The organism is Clostridium collagenovorans DSM 3089 (assembly GCF_900130005.1).
GTDB classification, from domain to species: Bacteria; Bacillota; Clostridia; order Clostridiales; family Clostridiaceae; genus Clostridium_D; species Clostridium_D collagenovorans.
The window spans coordinates 60742-79721 of the sequence record NZ_FQXP01000005.1 but is presented as its reverse complement, the minus strand read 5'-3'; the positions used below and the strand labels follow the sequence as shown (position 1 = coordinate 79721).

Annotated in this window: 13 protein-coding genes and 1 other annotated feature; of the genes, 9 read left to right on the top strand and 4 right to left on the bottom strand. The window is 29.0% G+C overall.

The window, feature by feature from the left end:
• The first annotated feature begins 2 nt into the window (after positions 1–2).
• Positions 3–1169, top strand: coding sequence for a transglutaminase-like domain-containing protein (locus tag BUA48_RS06655; RefSeq protein ID WP_072831281.1), 1167 nt, complete (start codon positions 3–5; stop codon positions 1167–1169).
• Positions 1170–1297: 128 nt separating this feature from the next.
• Here the strand turns inward: BUA48_RS06655 and BUA48_RS06650 are convergent, their stop codons facing one another.
• Positions 1298–1654, bottom strand: a complete 357-nt coding sequence (locus tag BUA48_RS06650) for a tetratricopeptide repeat protein (RefSeq protein ID WP_072831280.1) — start codon at positions 1652–1654, stop codon at positions 1298–1300.
• A 397-nt stretch (positions 1655–2051) separates the two neighbouring features.
• Between BUA48_RS06650 and BUA48_RS06645 the strand changes: the two genes are divergently transcribed.
• The 4 genes from BUA48_RS06645 (at position 2052) to BUA48_RS06630 (ending at position 12430) form a co-directional block, all read left to right on the top strand.
• The gene (locus tag BUA48_RS06645; protein ID WP_072831279.1) at positions 2052–6407 is read left to right on the top strand and encodes a 2-hydroxyacyl-CoA dehydratase; all 4356 of its coding nucleotides are present in this window, start codon (positions 2052–2054) and stop codon (positions 6405–6407) included.
• 183 nt (positions 6408–6590) lie between these two features.
• Positions 6591–6816 (top strand) — a binding site (T-box leader).
• A gap of 134 nt (positions 6817–6950) precedes the next feature.
• Positions 6951–9596 (top strand): valine--tRNA ligase, encoded by a 2646-nt coding sequence (locus BUA48_RS06640; protein WP_072831278.1) that lies wholly within the window; start codon positions 6951–6953, stop codon positions 9594–9596.
• A 198-nt stretch (positions 9597–9794) separates the two neighbouring features.
• Positions 9795–10850, top strand: a complete 1056-nt coding sequence (locus BUA48_RS06635) for an aldo/keto reductase (protein WP_072831277.1) — start codon at positions 9795–9797, stop codon at positions 10848–10850.
• A gap of 281 nt (positions 10851–11131) precedes the next feature.
• Positions 11132–12430 carry a bifunctional folylpolyglutamate synthase/dihydrofolate synthase gene (locus BUA48_RS06630; protein ID WP_072831276.1) on the top strand — a complete coding sequence of 433 codons (1299 nt, stop codon included), beginning with the start codon at positions 11132–11134 and terminating at the stop codon, positions 12428–12430.
• A 111-nt stretch (positions 12431–12541) separates the two neighbouring features.
• On the opposite strand, the gene BUA48_RS06625 is transcribed toward BUA48_RS06630, so the two are convergent.
• Entirely contained in the window at positions 12542–12790 is a 249-nt protein-coding gene (locus BUA48_RS06625) for a TIGR03905 family TSCPD domain-containing protein (RefSeq protein ID WP_072831275.1), read from the bottom strand.
• 370 nt (positions 12791–13160) lie between these two features.
• Between BUA48_RS06625 and BUA48_RS06620 the strand changes: the two genes are divergently transcribed.
• Positions 13161–14045 (top strand): YncE family protein, encoded by an 885-nt coding sequence (locus tag BUA48_RS06620; protein ID WP_143147678.1) that lies wholly within the window; start codon positions 13161–13163, stop codon positions 14043–14045.
• On the opposite strand, the gene BUA48_RS06615 is transcribed toward BUA48_RS06620, so the two are convergent.
• Positions 14038–14577, bottom strand: coding sequence for a DUF4364 family protein (locus BUA48_RS06615; protein WP_072831273.1), 540 nt, complete (start codon positions 14575–14577; stop codon positions 14038–14040). The genes BUA48_RS06620 and BUA48_RS06615 overlap by 8 nt on opposite strands.
• A gap of 197 nt (positions 14578–14774) precedes the next feature.
• Here BUA48_RS06615 and pdaB point away from each other — a divergent pair, with 197 nt between their 5' ends.
• Together pdaB and BUA48_RS06605 are read left to right on the top strand one after the other, a co-directional pair.
• Entirely contained in the window at positions 14775–15545 is a 771-nt protein-coding gene (gene pdaB / locus BUA48_RS06610) for a polysaccharide deacetylase family sporulation protein PdaB (protein WP_072831272.1), read from the top strand.
• Between the two features lie 194 nt (positions 15546–15739).
• Entirely contained in the window at positions 15740–16450 is a 711-nt protein-coding gene (locus tag BUA48_RS06605) for a single-stranded DNA-binding protein (protein ID WP_072831271.1), read from the top strand.
• Positions 16451–16517: 67 nt separating this feature from the next.
• Here the strand turns inward: BUA48_RS06605 and dapD are convergent, their stop codons facing one another.
• On the bottom strand, positions 16518–17228 hold the full coding sequence (gene dapD, locus BUA48_RS06600) for a 2,3,4,5-tetrahydropyridine-2,6-dicarboxylate N-acetyltransferase (RefSeq protein WP_072831270.1): 711 nt from the start codon (positions 17226–17228) through the stop codon (positions 16518–16520).
• Between the two features lie 210 nt (positions 17229–17438).
• On the opposite strand from dapD, the gene BUA48_RS06595 reads away from it, so the two are divergent.
• Positions 17439–18593 (top strand): pyridoxal phosphate-dependent aminotransferase, encoded by a 1155-nt coding sequence (locus BUA48_RS06595; RefSeq protein ID WP_072831269.1) that lies wholly within the window; start codon positions 17439–17441, stop codon positions 18591–18593.
• Positions 18594–18980 lie beyond the last annotated feature (387 nt).

Sequence of the window (18980 nt, the reverse complement as noted above, 5' to 3'; positions counted from 1 at the left end):
AAATGAACTATGAAAATATACTAGATGTATTCTTGGTATGTCTAATGGTATTTCCTATTCTAAAAGGATTCATATGTAAATTTTCATCTAAAAGTTATAAAGAAAGAGTTTTTAGTGTGCAATGTAGTTTGAGCTTTTTATTATGCATCCTTTGTTCTGTAATGGTAAATAAAAATATTTTCATAGAGCAAAAGGAGGGCATTTATTCAACTATATACTCAAATATTCCTAATGTTATTTTGGAATTAGTAAATAATGCTCCCTTTATAATATATGTTATTTTTATACCAACAGTAGCTTTATTCTTATATAAAGTATTTCAAATAACTTTTGTATTTATAAACAAGATATTCTTTGATCCACTTTTAGAATCTCTAGATAAACATATTGGAGAAGGAATTGGAGGAAGAGTATTAGGTGCTATTTTTGAAATACCTAAGGCAATAGTAAATTTAATAGTGTGTTGTTTAATTATTAGTGCTATTAATTTATTTACAACATCTTCGATAAGCAATGATTATATAAGTAAATCAAAGATATATAATTATGTGAATGGTGAAATTTTATCACCTATAACAACTTCAAACATAGCTAAAAGTCTTCCTAATCTTTTAAATAATTCATTTAAGGTTAATGTAGATGAAAGCTTAGCTAAGAACAATGGCAATATTGAAGAAAGTAAAAATGTAATAATATATTATAATGGTGTGACTTTAGATCAAGCTATAAAAAGTAATGAAAGTTTAGAAAGTTTTGCAAGAGAATTAGTTAATAAAGAAGTAACAAGTATAGATAAAGCAGAGAAAATTTATTCTTGGATAACTAAGAATATAACCTATGATTATGATAAGGCAGAAGATATTATAAATAACAATTACTCTAAGAATTCAGGAGCAATTACAGCTTTTAATAGTAGAAAGGGCATATGTTTTGATTATGCATCTTTATACGTAACTATGTGCAAAGCTAATAATATACCTGTGAGATTAATTACTGGTATGGGGTTTGATGGGGAACAATGGGTTAATCATTCTTGGAATCAAGTTTATATTAAGGAAATTGATAATTGGATTGATGTAGATTGCACCTTTGGATTAAGTGGAAACTATTTTAATAATTTAAGATTTAAAATAGATCATAAAGAGGGAAAAGTAGCTGGAGAATGGTAAAAATAAAATCACCTATGGCAAGTAGGTGATTTTATTTTAGTTTAGTTTGAGAGGTATTTACATTGGGACAAGGTGTTTAAAAGTATTGTTTATAAGAATATAACTTAGTATGTCCTTTTAATTATTAATTATGCTTTATGTATATAATTTTTTAAAATTAAGCCTATAGCTTTTTCACAATCATTATCATCAGGGTTTAATGCCCAAGCTTTATTAAAATAGATTAAAGCCTTTTGATTGTCATTTAACATTACGTGGCAATAAGCTAAGTTAAAAAAATACTTACTGTCCTCTCTTTGCCTTAAGGCTGAAACTAGTTTGTTTATAGCTTCTGTAAAATTTTTTAATTTAATATGGCATACAGCTGTGTTATATAAAGAACTAGCTTCATGCTCATTTAATTCTAAAGCTTTTTCATACATAGAAATAGCTTTTTTATATTCCTTTGCATTATATAAGTCGTTTGCTTGTTGAAAATAATTCATAAAATCCTCCAAAGCATCAATAAATTTATATTTATCTATATAGTAGTAATTTTATCCATGAAACTATAATTTATACATTTTTATTTTAAGTTTCTAATTTAAATTCCTTATATTCATAAAAAAGGAATAAAGTTAAAAAATAATTAGTTATTTAAAAAAATATATTGAAATAAATTGAAAAGATACAAAAAAGATATATAATAGTATATATTTATAGATATGTGCAAATTAAGTCTTTAATTTACATAATTAATTAAGAAAAAAATAAGAAAAAATTAAGAGAAGTTACAGTATGTACAATATAATTGACTTGTAGGACATATTTTCATTATAATTATAATAACTATAGTAGTGTTATTGAAATTACATACAATAAGATTGGGAAGTGGAGTAAACTATGAAAAAGATTATGAATATAGGCTTAGATGTAGGTTCAACCACTGTTAAGCTTGTGCTAATGGATGAAGAAGGGAATTTAATCTACAGTAAATATACAAGACATTTTTCACAAATAAAAAATACAATAGAAGGATTAGTTAAGGAAGTTTATGATAAATTTGGAGATATAAAAGTAAAGGCTATGGTAACAGGTTCTGGTGGATTATCTGTATCTAAGTGGTTAGAGATAGATTTTATACAAGAAGTTATAGCATGTACTAAAGCCGTTGAAGAAATTATACCTAATACAGATGTGGCTATTGAATTAGGTGGAGAAGATGCAAAAATAACATATTTTACAAACGGTATAGAGCAAAGAATGAACGGTACTTGTGCAGGTGGTACAGGTGCATTTATAGATCAGATGGCAACTTTACTAGAAACTGATGCTTCAGGATTAAATGAACTTGCTAAAAATTATAAGACTATATACCCTATAGCAGCTAGATGTGGGGTTTTTGCTAAAAGTGATATTCAGCCATTACTTAACGAAGGAGTTGCTAAAGAAGATATTGCAGTATCAATATTCTCTTCAGTTGTAAATCAAACTATAAGTGGTTTAGCATGTGGTAGACCAATAAAAGGAAAATTGGCCTTTTTAGGAGGCCCTTTATATTTTTTATCAGAGCTTAGAAAGCGATTTATTGAGATATTAGAATTATCACAGGATGAAGTTATTTTTCCTGAGAATTCACAACTTTTTGTTGTAATGGGTGCAGCATTAAGTGCAGTAGAGAGTGAAGATAGAAGCTTAAAAGACATATATGATAAATTAAGCAATGTTGATGTTACTTCTTTTGAAGAGGTTCCAAGATTGGATCCTTTATTTGAAAGCAAGGATGAATTTGAGAAGTTTAAAGAAAGACATAGCAAAAACAAAATAAAACGTAGGGATTTAAATTCCTATGAGGGAAATGCTTACTTAGGTATTGATGCGGGTTCTACAACTACTAAAATAGTACTTTTATCAGAAGAAGGAGAGCTTTTATACTCATATTATGGTGGGAATGAAGGTAAACCTTTGAATAAAATAGTGGAGACTTTAAAGGAGATATATTCAATTATTCCTAGTAAAGTTAAAGTAGTTAATTCTGCAGTTACAGGTTATGGAGAAGGTTTAATTAAAGCTGCTCTTAATGTAGATATAGGAGAGATAGAAACAATAGCTCACTATAAAGCAGCTGAGTTTTTCTTGCCAGGAGTAGATTTTATTTTAGATATTGGTGGACAAGATATGAAGTGCTTAAAAATAAAAAATGGCACAATAGATAGTATAATGTTAAACGAAGCTTGTTCATCAGGATGTGGATCTTTTATAGAGAGTTTTTCTAAGTCCTTAGATGTTCCTATAAGTAAGTTTGTAGAAGAGGCCTTAATTTCTAAATCACCAGTAGACTTAGGTTCTAGATGCACGGTGTTTATGAATTCAAGAGTTAAACAAGCTCAGAAGGAAGGGGCATCCGTAGGAGATATATCAGCAGGATTATCTTATTCAGTTATAAAGAATGTTTTAAACAAGGTAATTAGAATAAGAGATCCAAAAGAAATGGGTGAAAAGATTATAGTTCAAGGGGGAACCTTCTACAATGATGCTGTTCTTAGAAGTTTTGAGCTTATATCAGAGAGAGAAGTAGTAAGACCAGATATAGCAGGACTTATGGGAGCCTTTGGTTGTGCTTTAATAGCAAGAGAAAGATATATTAATGATTATGAAAGTAAATTATTTAACAGTGAAGAATTAAATAATTTGAAGATTAATACTGAAATAAAAAGATGCGGGTTATGTGCTAATAATTGTATGCTTACTATTAATAAATTTAATGATAATGCACAGTTTGTATCAGGAAATAGATGTGAAAGAGGGGAAGGAAAGACTAAAAATAAGTCTAAGATACCTAACCTTTACGACTATAAAATGAAGAGACTTTTTAGCTATATTCCACTAAAAAAAGAAGAAGCTAAAAGAGGGGTAATTGGAATTCCAAGAGTCTTAAATATGTATGAGAATTATCCATTTTGGTTTACATTCTTTACTCAATTAGGCTTTAGAGTTGAATTATCTGCTATGTCTTCTAAGAAAGTCTATGAGATGGGTATAGAGACAATACCATCTGAATCAGCATGTTATCCTGCTAAACTTGCGCATGGGCATATAATGAACTTGATAAATAGAGGAATTGATACTATTTTTTATCCTTGTGTATTTTATGAGAAGGTAGAGGATAAAGAGGCTACTAATCATTATAATTGCCCTATGGTAACTTCTTACCCAGAGGTAATAAAAAATAATGTTGAAGCTATAAGAGAGAGAAATATAAAGTTTATAAATCCTTTCTTAGCACTTCATGATAAAAATAAACTTGCTTCTAGACTATATGATGTATTTGAAGAGTATGGTGTATCTCATAAAGAGATTAAGGAAGCTGTTGATATGGCATGGAATGAGGATATTGCCTTTAGATTCCAAATTAAAGAAAAGGGTGAAGAGGTTGTTAAAAGTCTTAATAAGACAGGGGGAAAAGCTATTGTTTTAGCTGGAAGACCGTATCATATAGACAACGAGATTAACCATGGTATAGCTGAAATGATTAATAGTTTTGGAATAGCCGTTTTAACAGAGGACTCTATATGTCAGCTTGGAGAAATTGATAGACCTATAAGAGCTGTAGACCAATGGGTATATCATACAAGATTATATGCAGCAGCTAGTTTTGTAGCTAAACAATCTAATATTGAATTAGTGCAACTTAACTCCTTTGGATGTGGATTAGATGCTGTAACAACAGATCAAGTTCAAGAAATTTTGGAGTCAGCAGGTAAAATATATACTACATTAAAAATAGATGAAGTAAGTAATTTAGGTGCTGCTAAAATAAGAATACGTTCCTTAAAAGCTGCAATAGAGGAAAGAGAAAGAAATAACTATAAGGCTGAAGTTAAGGAAATAAATAAGGATAGGGTTTTATTTACAAAGGATATGAAGCAAACACATACTATATTAGCTCCACAAATGTCACCTATACATTTTGAGCTTTTAGAAAGTGCAGTGAAGCCATGTGGATATAACCTAGAAGTGTTACCTTCTGTAGATAAGGAGGCTGTTGAAGATGGATTAAAGTATGTTCATAATGATGCTTGTTATCCTTCAATTATAGTAATTGGACAAATAATACATGCTTTAAAATCAGGAAGGTATGACTTGAATAATACTTCAGTTATGATAACTCAAACAGGTGGAGGATGTAGAGCAACCAATTATATAGCATTTTTAAAGAAAGCTTTGAGAGATGCTGGGTATAATAATATACCGATAATTTCTTTAAATGCTTGTGGTTATGAACCAAACCCTGGATTTAAGATTACTCTTAAGTTAATTAATAGAATGCTAATGACCTTAGTATTAGGTGATTTGATTATGAGATGCCTATACAGAGTTAGACCATATGAAGCTAGAGAAGGATCTGCTAATAAACTATATGATCTATGGATGGAAAGAAGCAAAGATATAGTTACTAAAGGAGATTATAAGGCATTTAAAAATGCTGTATATGATATAGTTAAAGACTTTGATAAGTTACCATTATTAAATATTGTTAAGCCAAGAGTTGGAGTTGTTGGAGAGATTTTAGTTAAGTTTCACCCAACGGCTAATAATAATTTAATTGATGTTATTGAAAGAGAAGGGGCTGAAGCAGTAGTTCCTGATTTAACTGATTTCTTCTTATATTGTAGCTATGATGCTGATTTTAAATTCAAGTATTTGTCAGGCAAAAGGCTAGATATGATAACAAGTAATCTTGCTATAAAATATATAGAATTTTATAGAAACCCTGTAAGAAAAGCTTTAGCTACTTCAGAGAAGTTTGGAGAAATAAAGCATATTCAAGAGTTAGCAAAGGGAGCTAGTCCTATACTTTCAATTGGAAATCAATGTGGAGAAGGATGGTTCTTAACAGGAGAAATGGTAGAGTTAATAGAAGGTGGAGTTAAAAACATTCTTTGCATTCAACCTTTTGCATGTTTACCTAACCATGTTACTGGAAAGGGTGTAATTAAGGAATTAAAGAGAAGATATGAAGATATAAATATTGCACCAATAGATTATGACCCAGGAGCAAGTGAAGTAAACCAAGTTAATAGAATTAAGTTAATGTTAGCTATTGCTAACAAGAATTTAAAAGATAACTCTGAGGGGAATAAAAATATTGAAAATCTTAACTTAAACTATAAGGATATAGAAGAGGGAAGGATTGGAATAAAAGATATAGAGGATATTAACGAAGAGAGTTATATAGCTTCAGATTTAGAAAGTTAAAATAAGCATATAATTTAGTAAACATAGTACTAGATTTATCATAGATATAAGATAATTAGTTTATTATAAAAAATTATCTTATATCTTTTTTTATTTTTTTCTTAAAGTCATCTCTTGACAAAGTAACTTAATAAGCTATAATATATAAAATATATCTTATAGAATTAATTTTAATTTAATAGTTTATAGGCTGAGAAAAAGAGGAGTAAAAATATAGCGTATTTAGAGAAGGAGACTCATGGGCTGAGAGGTCTTCTATACAAAGTATTTTGAAGGTAGCTTTGGAGCTTTTCTAATGAAATAGTAGTAGTTAGAAACGGTATGTATCGTTAAAAGATTTGAGAGTTCTTGAAATTATTTTTTTATTTTCAAGAAAATAAAGGTGGTAACGCGCGCTGTCGTCCTTTGATTAGGATGATAGCGCTTTTTTATGTTTATAAATAATTTAAATGAAGTTTTTACTTTAAAGTAAAATAACTTCGATGTCTTAAAGTTATAGATTAAAAGCAGTTTATGTTAATAAAGATTAAGGAGGAAAACACTATGGAAGAAATGAATAATATTGCAAAGACATATGATCCAAAGGAATTTGAAGAAAGATTATATGCTTGGTGGGAAGAGAAAGGATACTTTACACCAGAGGTGGATAAGAGCAAGAAGCCATTTACAATAGTTATGCCGCCACCAAATATCACAGGACAATTACACTTAGGTCATGCACTTGATAATACTCTACAAGATATTTTAATCAGAACTAAGAGAATGCAAGGATATAGCACATTATGGTTACCAGGACAGGACCATGCTAGTATTGCTACTGAGGTTAGAGTAGAAAAGGAAATAATAAAAGAAGGCTTAGATAAAAAAGAAATGGGAAGAGAAGCTTTCTTAGATAGAGTATGGCAATGGACTGAGCAATATAGAGATAGAATTAGAACTCAACTTAAAAAAATGGGATGTTCAGCTGACTTTACAAGAGAGAGTTTCACTATGGATGATAACTTAGATAAAGCAGTTAAAGAGGTTTTTGTTAAGTTATATAATGAGGGATTAATATATCAAGGAAATAGAATAACTAACTGGTGTCCAAAATGTATGACAGCACTTTCAGATGCAGAGATAGAGCATGAAGAAAAAGCAGGACATTTCTGGCATATAAAATATCCAGTTGTAGGTTCAGAGGAATTCTTAGAAATTGCTACAACAAGACCAGAAACTATGCTTGGAGATACAGCTGTTGCAGTTAACCCAAATGACGAAAGATATAGTCATTTAATAGGTCAGAAATTAATGTTACCTCTAGTTAATAGAGAGATTCCAATTGTTGCTGATGAGTACGTTGATTTAGAATTTGGAACAGGAGCAGTAAAAATAACTCCAGCTCATGATCCTAATGACTATGAAGTTGGTAAGAGACATGATTTACCTCAAATCTTAGTTATGGATAAGCAAGGCTGCATAGTAAATGGATATGGTAAGTATTCAGGAATGGATAGATATGAAGCTAGAAAAGCTATAGTAGAAGATTTAAAGGAACAAGGTTTCTTAGTTGCAATTAAAGAACACAGCCATAATGTTGGTACACATGATAGATGTAACACAGTTGTTGAACCAATGATATCAAAACAATGGTATGTAAAAATGGAGTCTTTAGCAGAACCAGCTATAGAAGCAGTAAGAAATAAGGAAACTAAGTTTGTTCCAGAAAGATTTGAAAAGACTTATTATAACTGGATGGAAAACATTCAAGATTGGTGTATTTCAAGACAATTATGGTGGGGACACAGAATTCCAGTTTGGTACTGTAAAGACTGTGGTGAGATAATAGTTTCTAATGATGAACCAACAAATTGTCCTAAGTGTAATTCTACTAATTTAGAGCAAGATAGTGATGTATTAGATACTTGGTTCAGTTCTGCATTATGGCCATTCTCAACATTAGGTTGGCCTAATAAAACAGAGGACTTAGAATATTTCTATCCAACAAATGTTTTAGTAACTGGATACGATATTATTTTCTTCTGGGTTGCTAGAATGATATTCTCAGGAATTCATAACATGAAAAAACCACCATTTGAACATGTATTAATGCATGGTATTATTAGAGATAGTAATGGATTAAAAATGTCTAAATCTCTAGGTAATGGAGTAGATCCACTAGAGGTAATTGATAAATATGGAGCAGATGCTTTAAGATTCATGCTTGTTAACGGTAACGCTCCAGGAAATGATATAAGATTCTATGAAGAAAGAGTAGAAGCAGCTAGAAACTTTGCTAATAAAATTTGGAATGCATCTAGATTTGTTATGATGAATTTAGATAAGGATTTAATGGAAGAGTATAAAGATAGCACTAACTACTCAATAGCGGATAAATGGATTTTATCTAGAATGAATACTGTAGTTAAGGAAGTTACAGAGAATATAGAGAAGTTTGAATTAGGTATAGCATCACAAAAAATCTATGACTTCATTTGGACTGAGTTCTGTGATTGGTATATAGAACTTGTTAAGCCAGTATTCTTCAGTGAAGATAAAGCAGCTAAAGGAGTAGCATACAATGTATTAAATACAGTTTTAACTACTTCATTACAATTACTTCACCCAATAATGCCATATATAACAGAAGAAATTTATACTCACTTAGAAGGTGCATATGAATCTATAACAGTTTCAAAATGGCCAGAATATAAGGAAGAATTACATTCAGAAGAAGTTGAAGAAAATATGAACTTCATTATTGAAGCTATTAAGTCTTTAAGAAACTTAAGAGCAGAAATGAATGTACCACCTTCAAGAAAAGCTAAACTTATGATTTTTGCTACAGAAGGTAAAGAAGCCTTCAAAGGTGGAACAGCTTATTTTGAAAAATTAGCTTCAGCAAGTGAAGTAGAATTCCTAAATTCTAAGGATGAAGCTCCAGAGAATACAGTATCAGTTATAACAAAGGGTGCTGAAATCTATGTACCATTACTTGATTTAGTAGACTTAGAAAAAGAGCTTGAAAGATTAGGTAAGGAAAAAGAAAAATTAGAAAAAGAAATAGATAGAGTTGAGAAAAAGCTTAACAATGAAAAATTTGTAAGTAAAGCACCTGAAGCTGTAGTTGAAGAAGAAAAGCAAAAGGGTGAAAAATATAAAGAAATGCATACTGCTGTTTTAGAAAGAATAGCAAGTTTAACTAAATAGTATAAAAATAAAAGGTAGAAGCTTAATAGGCTTTCTACCTTTTATTTTATATAGTTAACTTTGAAATATCTTATTTTCAAATAAGGTATCCTTATACTTATATTATACTGTAAATATTTTCAAAAGTATAGTCTGGTATTTTATGAGTTTCGCACCTATAATTTACGTATGGTATTAAAGCTATAAGGGGGAAGGGTTATGATTATAAGTGGATATGCTACTATTGATGGTACTAAAGAGTATTTTCTAAAAAAAGGTCTTGAAGGAGAAGGCATAGAAAATGGAGAGTATTTTAACTGCTCAAAGATCGCCATAGGAACTAATTTAGGTGATTTTTCAGATGAAGATTCTAAAGCCTATAAAGAGACTTTCAGTTATGGTTTAAATAAGGGAATTAATTTTATAGATACAGCTATTAATTATAGGGGAATGAGATCAGAGGGAGATATAGGGGAAGTACTAAAGAAGCTAATAGTAGAAGAAAAGATAATAAAACGAGAAGAGATTATAATATCTTCTAAGGGTGGTCAAATATTTGGAGACTGTCTAAAGGGCATAAGACCTATGGACTATTTAAATGATAAATTATTTAAAGGTAATATTCTCAATAAAGAGGATGTAAATATAATTGATAATCGTAGGCATACCATGAATCCTAAATTTTATAAATTATGTATTGAACAGAGTAAAGAAAATTTGAATTTAAAAACCTTAGATATTCATTACATTCATGATCCTGAAATTTCTAGATTTGTACTAGGTGAAAAAAGATTTTATGAAGAATTAACTGAGCTTATAAAGTTTTATGAGAGTCAAGTAGAAGAAGGTAATATTAAACATTATGGTATGGCAACTTGGGAAGCTTTTATATGCTCTTCCGAATCACAGTGGCATATATCCTTGGAAAAAGTTATGGATATAGTAAAAGTGGTAGCAGGAAACAATCATAACTTTAGATTTATACAACTTCCTTATAATAAAATGAATAATGCAGCAAATACAATTAAGACTCAGAGCATAAATGGAAAAATGTATACAGCGATAGAGGCGTGTAAAATCTTAGACTTGAATATAATTATAAATGCACCTTTAAATCAAATGGAAAATATAGAGGGTAAAGGAACAATGGATGAATTACTGAGATATGTAATAGAAACTAAAGGAGTATTTTCTACCATGGTAGGAATGAAGAAAAAAGAAAATCTTATTAATAACATGGAATCCATATTTAAAAATTGCATAATTAAAAAGTAAACTTAGCTTTAAATGAAGGTGCAAATAATTAATTTTAAACTATGGTTTATATATAATATCCAAAATAAATTCCAAGTGTTTTTATAATTTTAAACAAACTTAAAATATAGGCTGAAGTTAAATATTAAAAATATAATATTTAAAACAATATAAAAAAATAAGAGAATATTAATTTGAAACTTATAGGAAAGTAAATGCAATTATTTTGTTATAAGTTTTTCATTTAACTTTATTAGTGATATAATGAGGTAAATATTTTATTAAGGTACGGAGTGATAAGGATGAATTATAATGAAGCTTTAACTTATGTAGAGGGCACAGCGAAGTTTGGTATGAAGTTGGGATTAGAAAGAATGGAGAGAGTACTTGAGATTCTAGGTAATCCACATAAATTCATAAAAACTATTCACATTGCTGGAACTAATGGTAAGGGTTCCACAACAGCTATGTTGAATTACATTTTAAATCAACAAGGTTATAATGTGGGGATGTATACTTCGCCATATGTTGAAATATTTGAAGAAAGAATACAAATAAATAATGAAAATATATCTAAAGATGAATTTGCTAGTTTAGTAACTGAATTTTATAATATAGTGCCTCAAATTATTGAAGAAGGTTTTGATGAACCAACATATTTTGAAATAGTAACAGCTATAGCTTTTTTATATTTTAAAAGGAAAGATGTTGATTATGCACTTATAGAGGTAGGATTAGGGGGAAGATTGGATGCAACAAATGTAATTAATCCAATTCTAACAATAATTACTTCTATTAGCTTTGACCATACAGGAGTTTTAGGTAATACTCTAAAAGAGATAGCCTATGAAAAGGGCGGAATAATAAAAAAGGGAGTGCCACTTGTCTTATATCCTCAAGAAAAGGAAGCTCAAGAGGTATTTAAGGATATATGCATTGAAAGAAATGCTATATTAATAGAAGTTCCAGAGAATTTTACACAATATATAGAGGTATGTAGAGAAGAAGGTAAAACATATCAAAGGATAAGAGTAAATGAAGGTGAAAGCTATGATATATTATTAGGTTTACTAGGAAAATATCAAGTGAATAATGTATCAGTAGTTATTAAGGCTGTAGAAGCACTTAATTATATAGGAGTCGAAATTAGCAAAGAATCAATGCTAAATGGCTTAAGAGAAGTTAAATGGATAGGAAGATTAGAAAAACTAAAAGATAGTCCTTTTACTGTAATTGATGCAGCTCATAATATAGGTGGGATTATAAGTTTAAAGGAAAGTTTAAATACATATTTTAAGTACAATAAGTTAATTTTAATTTTAGGAATTTTGGCAGATAAACAAGTAGAAGATATGGTTAAGGAAATTGCACCTTTAGCACATAAGATAATAACTGTAACTCCTAATAGTGACAGGGCAGAATTAAGTGAAGACTTAAGAGAAGTTGTTATTAAGTATAATTCTAATTGTGAGAGTTGCAATGATTATGGAAAAGCATATAAAATAGCCTGTGAAGATTATGAGGATGGAGATATGATTTTAGCAGCAGGTTCAATATATATGATCGGTGGAATGAGAAAAGTTATAAATAGTATAAAGTAAGAATTGGCTGTTGCATTAAGTGTTAGTGCAACAGCCTTTTACTTTCTTTAATTTTATGAATATGTTATGTATATAATAAAGATAATCTAATTTAAATAAAATTCTATCTTATTATTTGTTTACAACTAAATCTTTTAATGCTTGAGCAAATTGATCAGGGCAAGAAGTATCTCTAGAACCACAAGTGATTCCTTCAAGTTTAGAAATAGCATCCTCTACAGTTAAGCCTTCTAATAATTTAGAAACTCCTTGTAAATTTCCATTACATCCACCTACGAATGATACAGAAGTAACTTTATTATCTACTACATCAAAAGATATTTCTTTAGCACAAACGCCCTTTGGCATATAATTAAGCATGTTAATCCCCCCACATATAAGTAATTCTTCAAATATTATAAGTTATTTTTAAGCCATAGTACAAGAACAATTCACTATCTATAGAAAATATGTCTAAGTAATCTTAAGTTTATAAAAAATAGTAATAGAATTAACAAGCTTTGCTATTAAACATGGCTTTTATATATCTTAAGGTTTTGGAATAAATTCAGTGAATATATTTTTGAATAAATCTATACTAATATTTTTTATTAGCTGTAAAATAAATTTCAAGTGTTGTAAGTATAGTGAAAACATAGTGTGCCTATAAATTCATCATTATATGAAATTTTTTATTATATCAATAAGTAATTAAATTCATATACTGAGATTATAGGAGGTGATGGGTGTTGTGAAATATATATATATTTGTAATTTAGAATATGATTATATATCTAAAATTTCATTAAATGATTTTCAGGAGGAGGGAAGAATACAGCTAGACAAGGCTTACAATCATATTCTTAGACCTAAGAATATGATAAGTCACGAAGATAAGTTATTTATAGCAAACAGCTATGCAAACACCCTGATAATAGTTGATCTCCTTAGTGATAAGGTTATAGGTGAATATTATATAGGTGCAAATTGTAATGACGTTATTATAGTGAATAAAAAAGCATACTTTACTTGTGGGGAATGTGATAGTCTAATAATTTTTGACTTAGAAAGTAATAGTATTTTAGAGAGAGTTCCATGTGGTTCAGCGCCATGTCATGTAGCATATGATGAAAAGAAAGAATTGATAGTTGTAACTAATTTAGGAGATGATAGTGTAAATGTCATCAACTTTAAAGACTATAATGAAAATAAAAAAATAGCTTTGAAAAGCTATCCTACAAAGACTTTGATGGACAAGAAAGAAAACATTATGGTTGTTTTACAAAGTAATATGGGACTAAATAAAAATGGAAAGATAAGCATTATAGATACAGTATATATGAAAACAATAAAGGAAGTTGAGGTAGGTTTATCTCCAATTGACATAATCGAAGAAGAGGGAAATTATTATGTTGCTAATTTTTTAAGTGGAACGATAGATGTAATAGATAAAAAATCTTTTGAAATAGTAGATATTATGGATGTAGGTGGGATGCCTAAAAAGATTTTGAAGTATGGTTCATACTTATATATACTTAATTGTCTAAATGGAAGTTTAATAAGAGTAGATATTTTAAGTAAAGAAAAAAGAAGCCTTCGCCTAGGCGGAGAGCCATCGGCTATAGTAATTAATTAGCTTCTTCTTCATCTATTAATATTTCAATAAGTTTTGTATAAAGGTCTGAACAATTTTCTGTCCATTTTGAGCATAGTTTTCTAGCTTCTTTATTAGAACCTACAGTAAGCTTTAAATCTATTAAGATAGATTCATTTTCTGCGGCACCTAGATTTACTATAAAACTATTATTATCATCTATTGTATAATCAGCTGTTATAGTTAGCTGTCTTTTTATGTTTTGAATATGCTTCTCTAAATAATCATCAATAACTTTAATTTTTGATGGAGATATTCTATTAAAGAACATTGATAATATTTTTGATCCTCTCTCAGTAATGCCTATTCGTATCTTTCCTTCTTTTTCAATTGATTTTATGAAATTAGAGGAAGTAAGTTCAAAGATATATTGTTGTAAAGTGAAATAATTTAGAAAATTATTTTCTAAGACTATATCTGTTAATTGAGTATTGGATATAGGCATTTTAATGTTATCTATTATATACAATAAAAGAAGCTTATTTTCGGCTAGCTCTAAAGTATCTTCATACATTATTACTCCTCCTTTAATAAGTGGTGTGTAAAAAGCTTACACCCACTATAGTATACCATAAAAAAGTTAAGTTAATAAGCATTTAAATTTACTTAATAGTAACTTTAATGCTTATTTTTTTTATTATCAATTATTTTATCATATAAATTATACCTAATGAATATAAATTTAGGGAAAACATTATGTAGGAGGAATAAATGAAAAAGCTAGAACCTAAACATACTAAATTATTATTTTTATCGATAGCCTTAGTTGTGGTAATGTGTGTAGGGGTAGTATATAATTATAAAACAGTTGGAGCATTATCTAATGCTACAACAAAAAAATTACCTATTTACTCAACTGATGTAAAAGATAAAAAGGTTGCTATTACCTTTGACACTAGTTGGGGAACTGACTATACAAAGGAAATATTAAATGTACTTGAAAAGCAAGATGTAAAAGCTACATTCTTTGTAATTGGTACTTGGATTGATGATTATAAGGAGGAGACAAAGGAGATTCATAGCAAGGGGCATGAACTAGGTAATCACTCCAATACTCATCCTGACATGACCAAGATATCTAAGGATAAGATGATTAATGAAGTAGCTGTAACAGATGCTAAAATTATGGAGATCACAGGAGAAAGACCAACTTTATTTAGATGTCCTAGTGGCTCATATAATGATGAAGTAATTAAGAATATAGAGGAAACCAATCATAAAATAATACAATGGGACACAGACTCAATTGATTGGAAAGAAAAAGGAGCGGAAGAAGAGTATAATAGAGTGGTAGAAAAGGTAAAACCAGGATCTATTATATTATTTCATAACAATGCTAAATACACACCAGAAAATCTTGAAAAAATAATAACTAAATTAAAAGGTGAAGGATATGAGTTTGTAAAGGTCTCAGACATGATTTATAAGGACGATTATTACTTAGATCATACCGGTAAACAGATTAAAAATTCAAATGAATAAAATTATTTAATAAATTCTCATAAAAAATATTGAAAAGTATTAATGAAATGTATTATAATGGAAAATAAGAAAAGTAAAATAAAAAAATTACTTTTCATATCGGTTCTATATTGTTAGGGGATAATTATTTATAAGAATAATTATTTGAAAAGCTATGATTAAAAATTATAAAACTAAGGGAAAGAGGGGTTACAATGGAAAATTTAATTAACAGCAACACTATTTATTTAGAAGGAAAGGTGCTTACAGAGTTAGAATTTAGTCATGAAATGTATGGAGAAGGATTTTATTCATTTTATATTGAGGTACCAAGATTAAGCGATGTAACTGACCAATTAAACATAACAATATCAGAGAGACTAATGGTTGACGTAGATATCCAAGTAGGTTCAGAAATAATTGTAGAGGGTCAATTAAGATCCTATAATAAGTTTGTTGACAATGCTAACAGATTAATACTAACAGTATTTGCTAGAGACATATATCCTTGTTTAGAAAGAAGTAAAAATCCTAATCAAATATTCTTAGATGGCTACATTTGCAAAGAGCCAGTATACAGAAAGACTCCATTCGGAAGAGAAATTGCGGACATGCTTCTTGCTGTAAACAGAGCATATAACAAGTCAGACTACATTCCAACTATAGCATGGGGAAGAAATTCAAGATACTGTAAGACTTTAGTTGTAGGCGATAGAATAAGAATATGGGGAAGACTTCAAAGTAGAGAGTATCAAAAGAAAATATCAGACTTAGACGTAATCAAAAAAGTTGCATACGAAGTATCAATTTCTAAAATGGAAATGGTTAAGGCTGGAGAAGAAGAATTATACAGTGAAGATGTTGATATGACATCAGTAGGTATTTGCACTCCAGACTCTAAATCAGAGACTGAAGAAATAATATAAATTCCTTCAAACAAGTAAAAATGGTAATAAAAAATCCAAGATAGTTAATATCTTGGATTTTTTATTGTTATTTTCTTAAATCATCTAATATTTCAGTTTTACCTTTAGTTTTATCGTCTACGCTTTTTATTATTCTAGCAGGAGTTCCGGCAACAACAACATTCTCAGGAACATCTTCAGTAACAACTGAACCAGCAGCAACAACAGAATTGTTACCTACTTTTACACCTTCAAGAATTACAGCATTAGCACCTATAACAACGTTATCACCTATTTCACAAGGAGATTTACTAGGTGGTTCTAAAACACCAGCTACAACGGCTCCAGCTCCAACGTGAGAACGTTTACCCACCTTAGCTCTTGCACCAAGTACAGCATTCATATCAATCATAGATTCTTCCCCAACTTCAGCACCTATGTTAATAACTGCACCCATCATTATAACGCTATTTTTACCTATGAAAACTTTATCACGGATAATAGCACCTGGTTCTATTCTTGCTTCTATATTTGAAATGTCTAACATAGGAATAGCAGAATTTCTTCTATCATTTTCTAATTTTACTGTGCTAATTTTTGCTTCATTAGCTTTTATAAAATTAGAAACCTCAGAGTATTCTCCAAATAAAATGTTTAATTCTCCACTTGTTAATGCTTCAATACTTCCAAAGTCACAACCTTCAAGAGTACCTTTTATGTATGCTTTAACAGGAGTAGTTTTCTTTACTTCCTTTATGTATCTTGCAATTTCATATGGATCTGTTAAATTATAATTCATAATAATCTCCTTTCAATTTTATTATTTTATAGTAAAATTAATTTACTAGAATTTAAAACACTTAAATATAAATTATATGCATAATGACTAGTTTAATACTAGGCTACAGTGTTTTTAAAATAAGGTTTTATGATAAAATAATATATATGTAATATATTATATAAAAAAGCATAGAAAAGCAATTGAATATTATAAAAGGAATGGTGAAAAATGAAAGATTTTATTTCAAATAAAGTTAATTCTATAGAAATATCAGGAATAAGAAAATTTTATAATAAAGTATCCAAAATTGAAGGAGCTATTTCATTAACTCTAGGGCAGCCAGATTTTCCTATTCCACAGGGAGTAAAAGAGGGAATATTAAAAGCTGTTGATATGGGTAAGACAGTATACACACCTAATGCAGGTGTACTTGAGTTGAGAGAAGAAATTAGTAACTACTTAAAAAGTCAAAGTATAAATTATGATACAGAGGATATTTGTATTACTGTAGGCGGTAGTGAGGGGTTAATGAATGTATTTACTGCTTTAATAAATGAAGGTGATAAAATATTAATTCCTAATCCAGCTTATCCAGCTTATGAGGCGTGTGTAAAGCTTTTAGGAGGAGAAGTAGTTAATTATAATTTAGATAAAGAGTTTATGCCTAATATAGAGGAAATAGAAAAGCTTATAAACGAGCATTCTCCTAAGGCTATAGTTTTATCTTATCCATCTAATCCAACAGGAACTATTTTAACTAAGGAGTTTAGTGAAAAACTACATAGGTTATTAAAAGATAAAGAAATAGTTATTGTAAGTGATGAAATGTACTCAGCTTTAATATATGATGCTGAATATAATTCAATAGCACAATATGATGATATAAAAGATAAAATAATTTTAGTAAGTGGATTCTCTAAGATTTTTTCTATGACTGGTATGAGGGTAGGCTATGTTTGTGCTAAGGAACCATTCTTTAGTGCTATATTGAAGGTACATCAGTATAATGTATCTTGTGCACCTTCTATATGTCAATATGGAGCTTTAGCAGGATTAAAAAATTCTTTAGAGGATGTTATTTCTATGAGAGATTCATTTAAGAAAAGAAGAGATTACTTATGTGAAGAGCTTATAAGATTAGGCTTTGAAATAAATGAACCTAAGGGAGCTTTTTATATTTTCCCTAGTATAGAGAAGTTCAATATGAGTAGTGATGAGTTTTGTGAAAAATTATTAGAGTATGGTAAGGTAGCTGTAATTCCAGGAACAGCCTTTGGAAGCAATGGAGAGGGATGTGTTAGAATATCATATTGCTATAGTATAGAAGAATTAAAGGAAGCTATAAGAAGAATAGAGGAATTTATAGCAACACATATAAATTAGTAAAGAATTTATAGTTAAATTTGATTATTGAAGAAAGTTAATTAAAACATATATAAATAAGTAAACTTTGAGTATAGATGCTTTAATTAACTATTTAGTTAAATAATCAAGACTAATAACATATATATTTAACTTTTATCTAGGTAATGAAAAATATATATTTATTTAGAAAATAAACTAAAACTTATATATTAAAAGTAACAAATGAGCTTCTATAAATTTGATATCTTATCTCAAATTTATATGAGCTTTTATTTATGTAAATTTTAATAATAAAAGTTAAGCTTTATATAATATCTATAATCTCAGGTATATTTAATATATAGATATAATTTTTAGTATAGAAGGTTAAAGCTCTATAGAAAAATGCAATAATAAGTATAATTT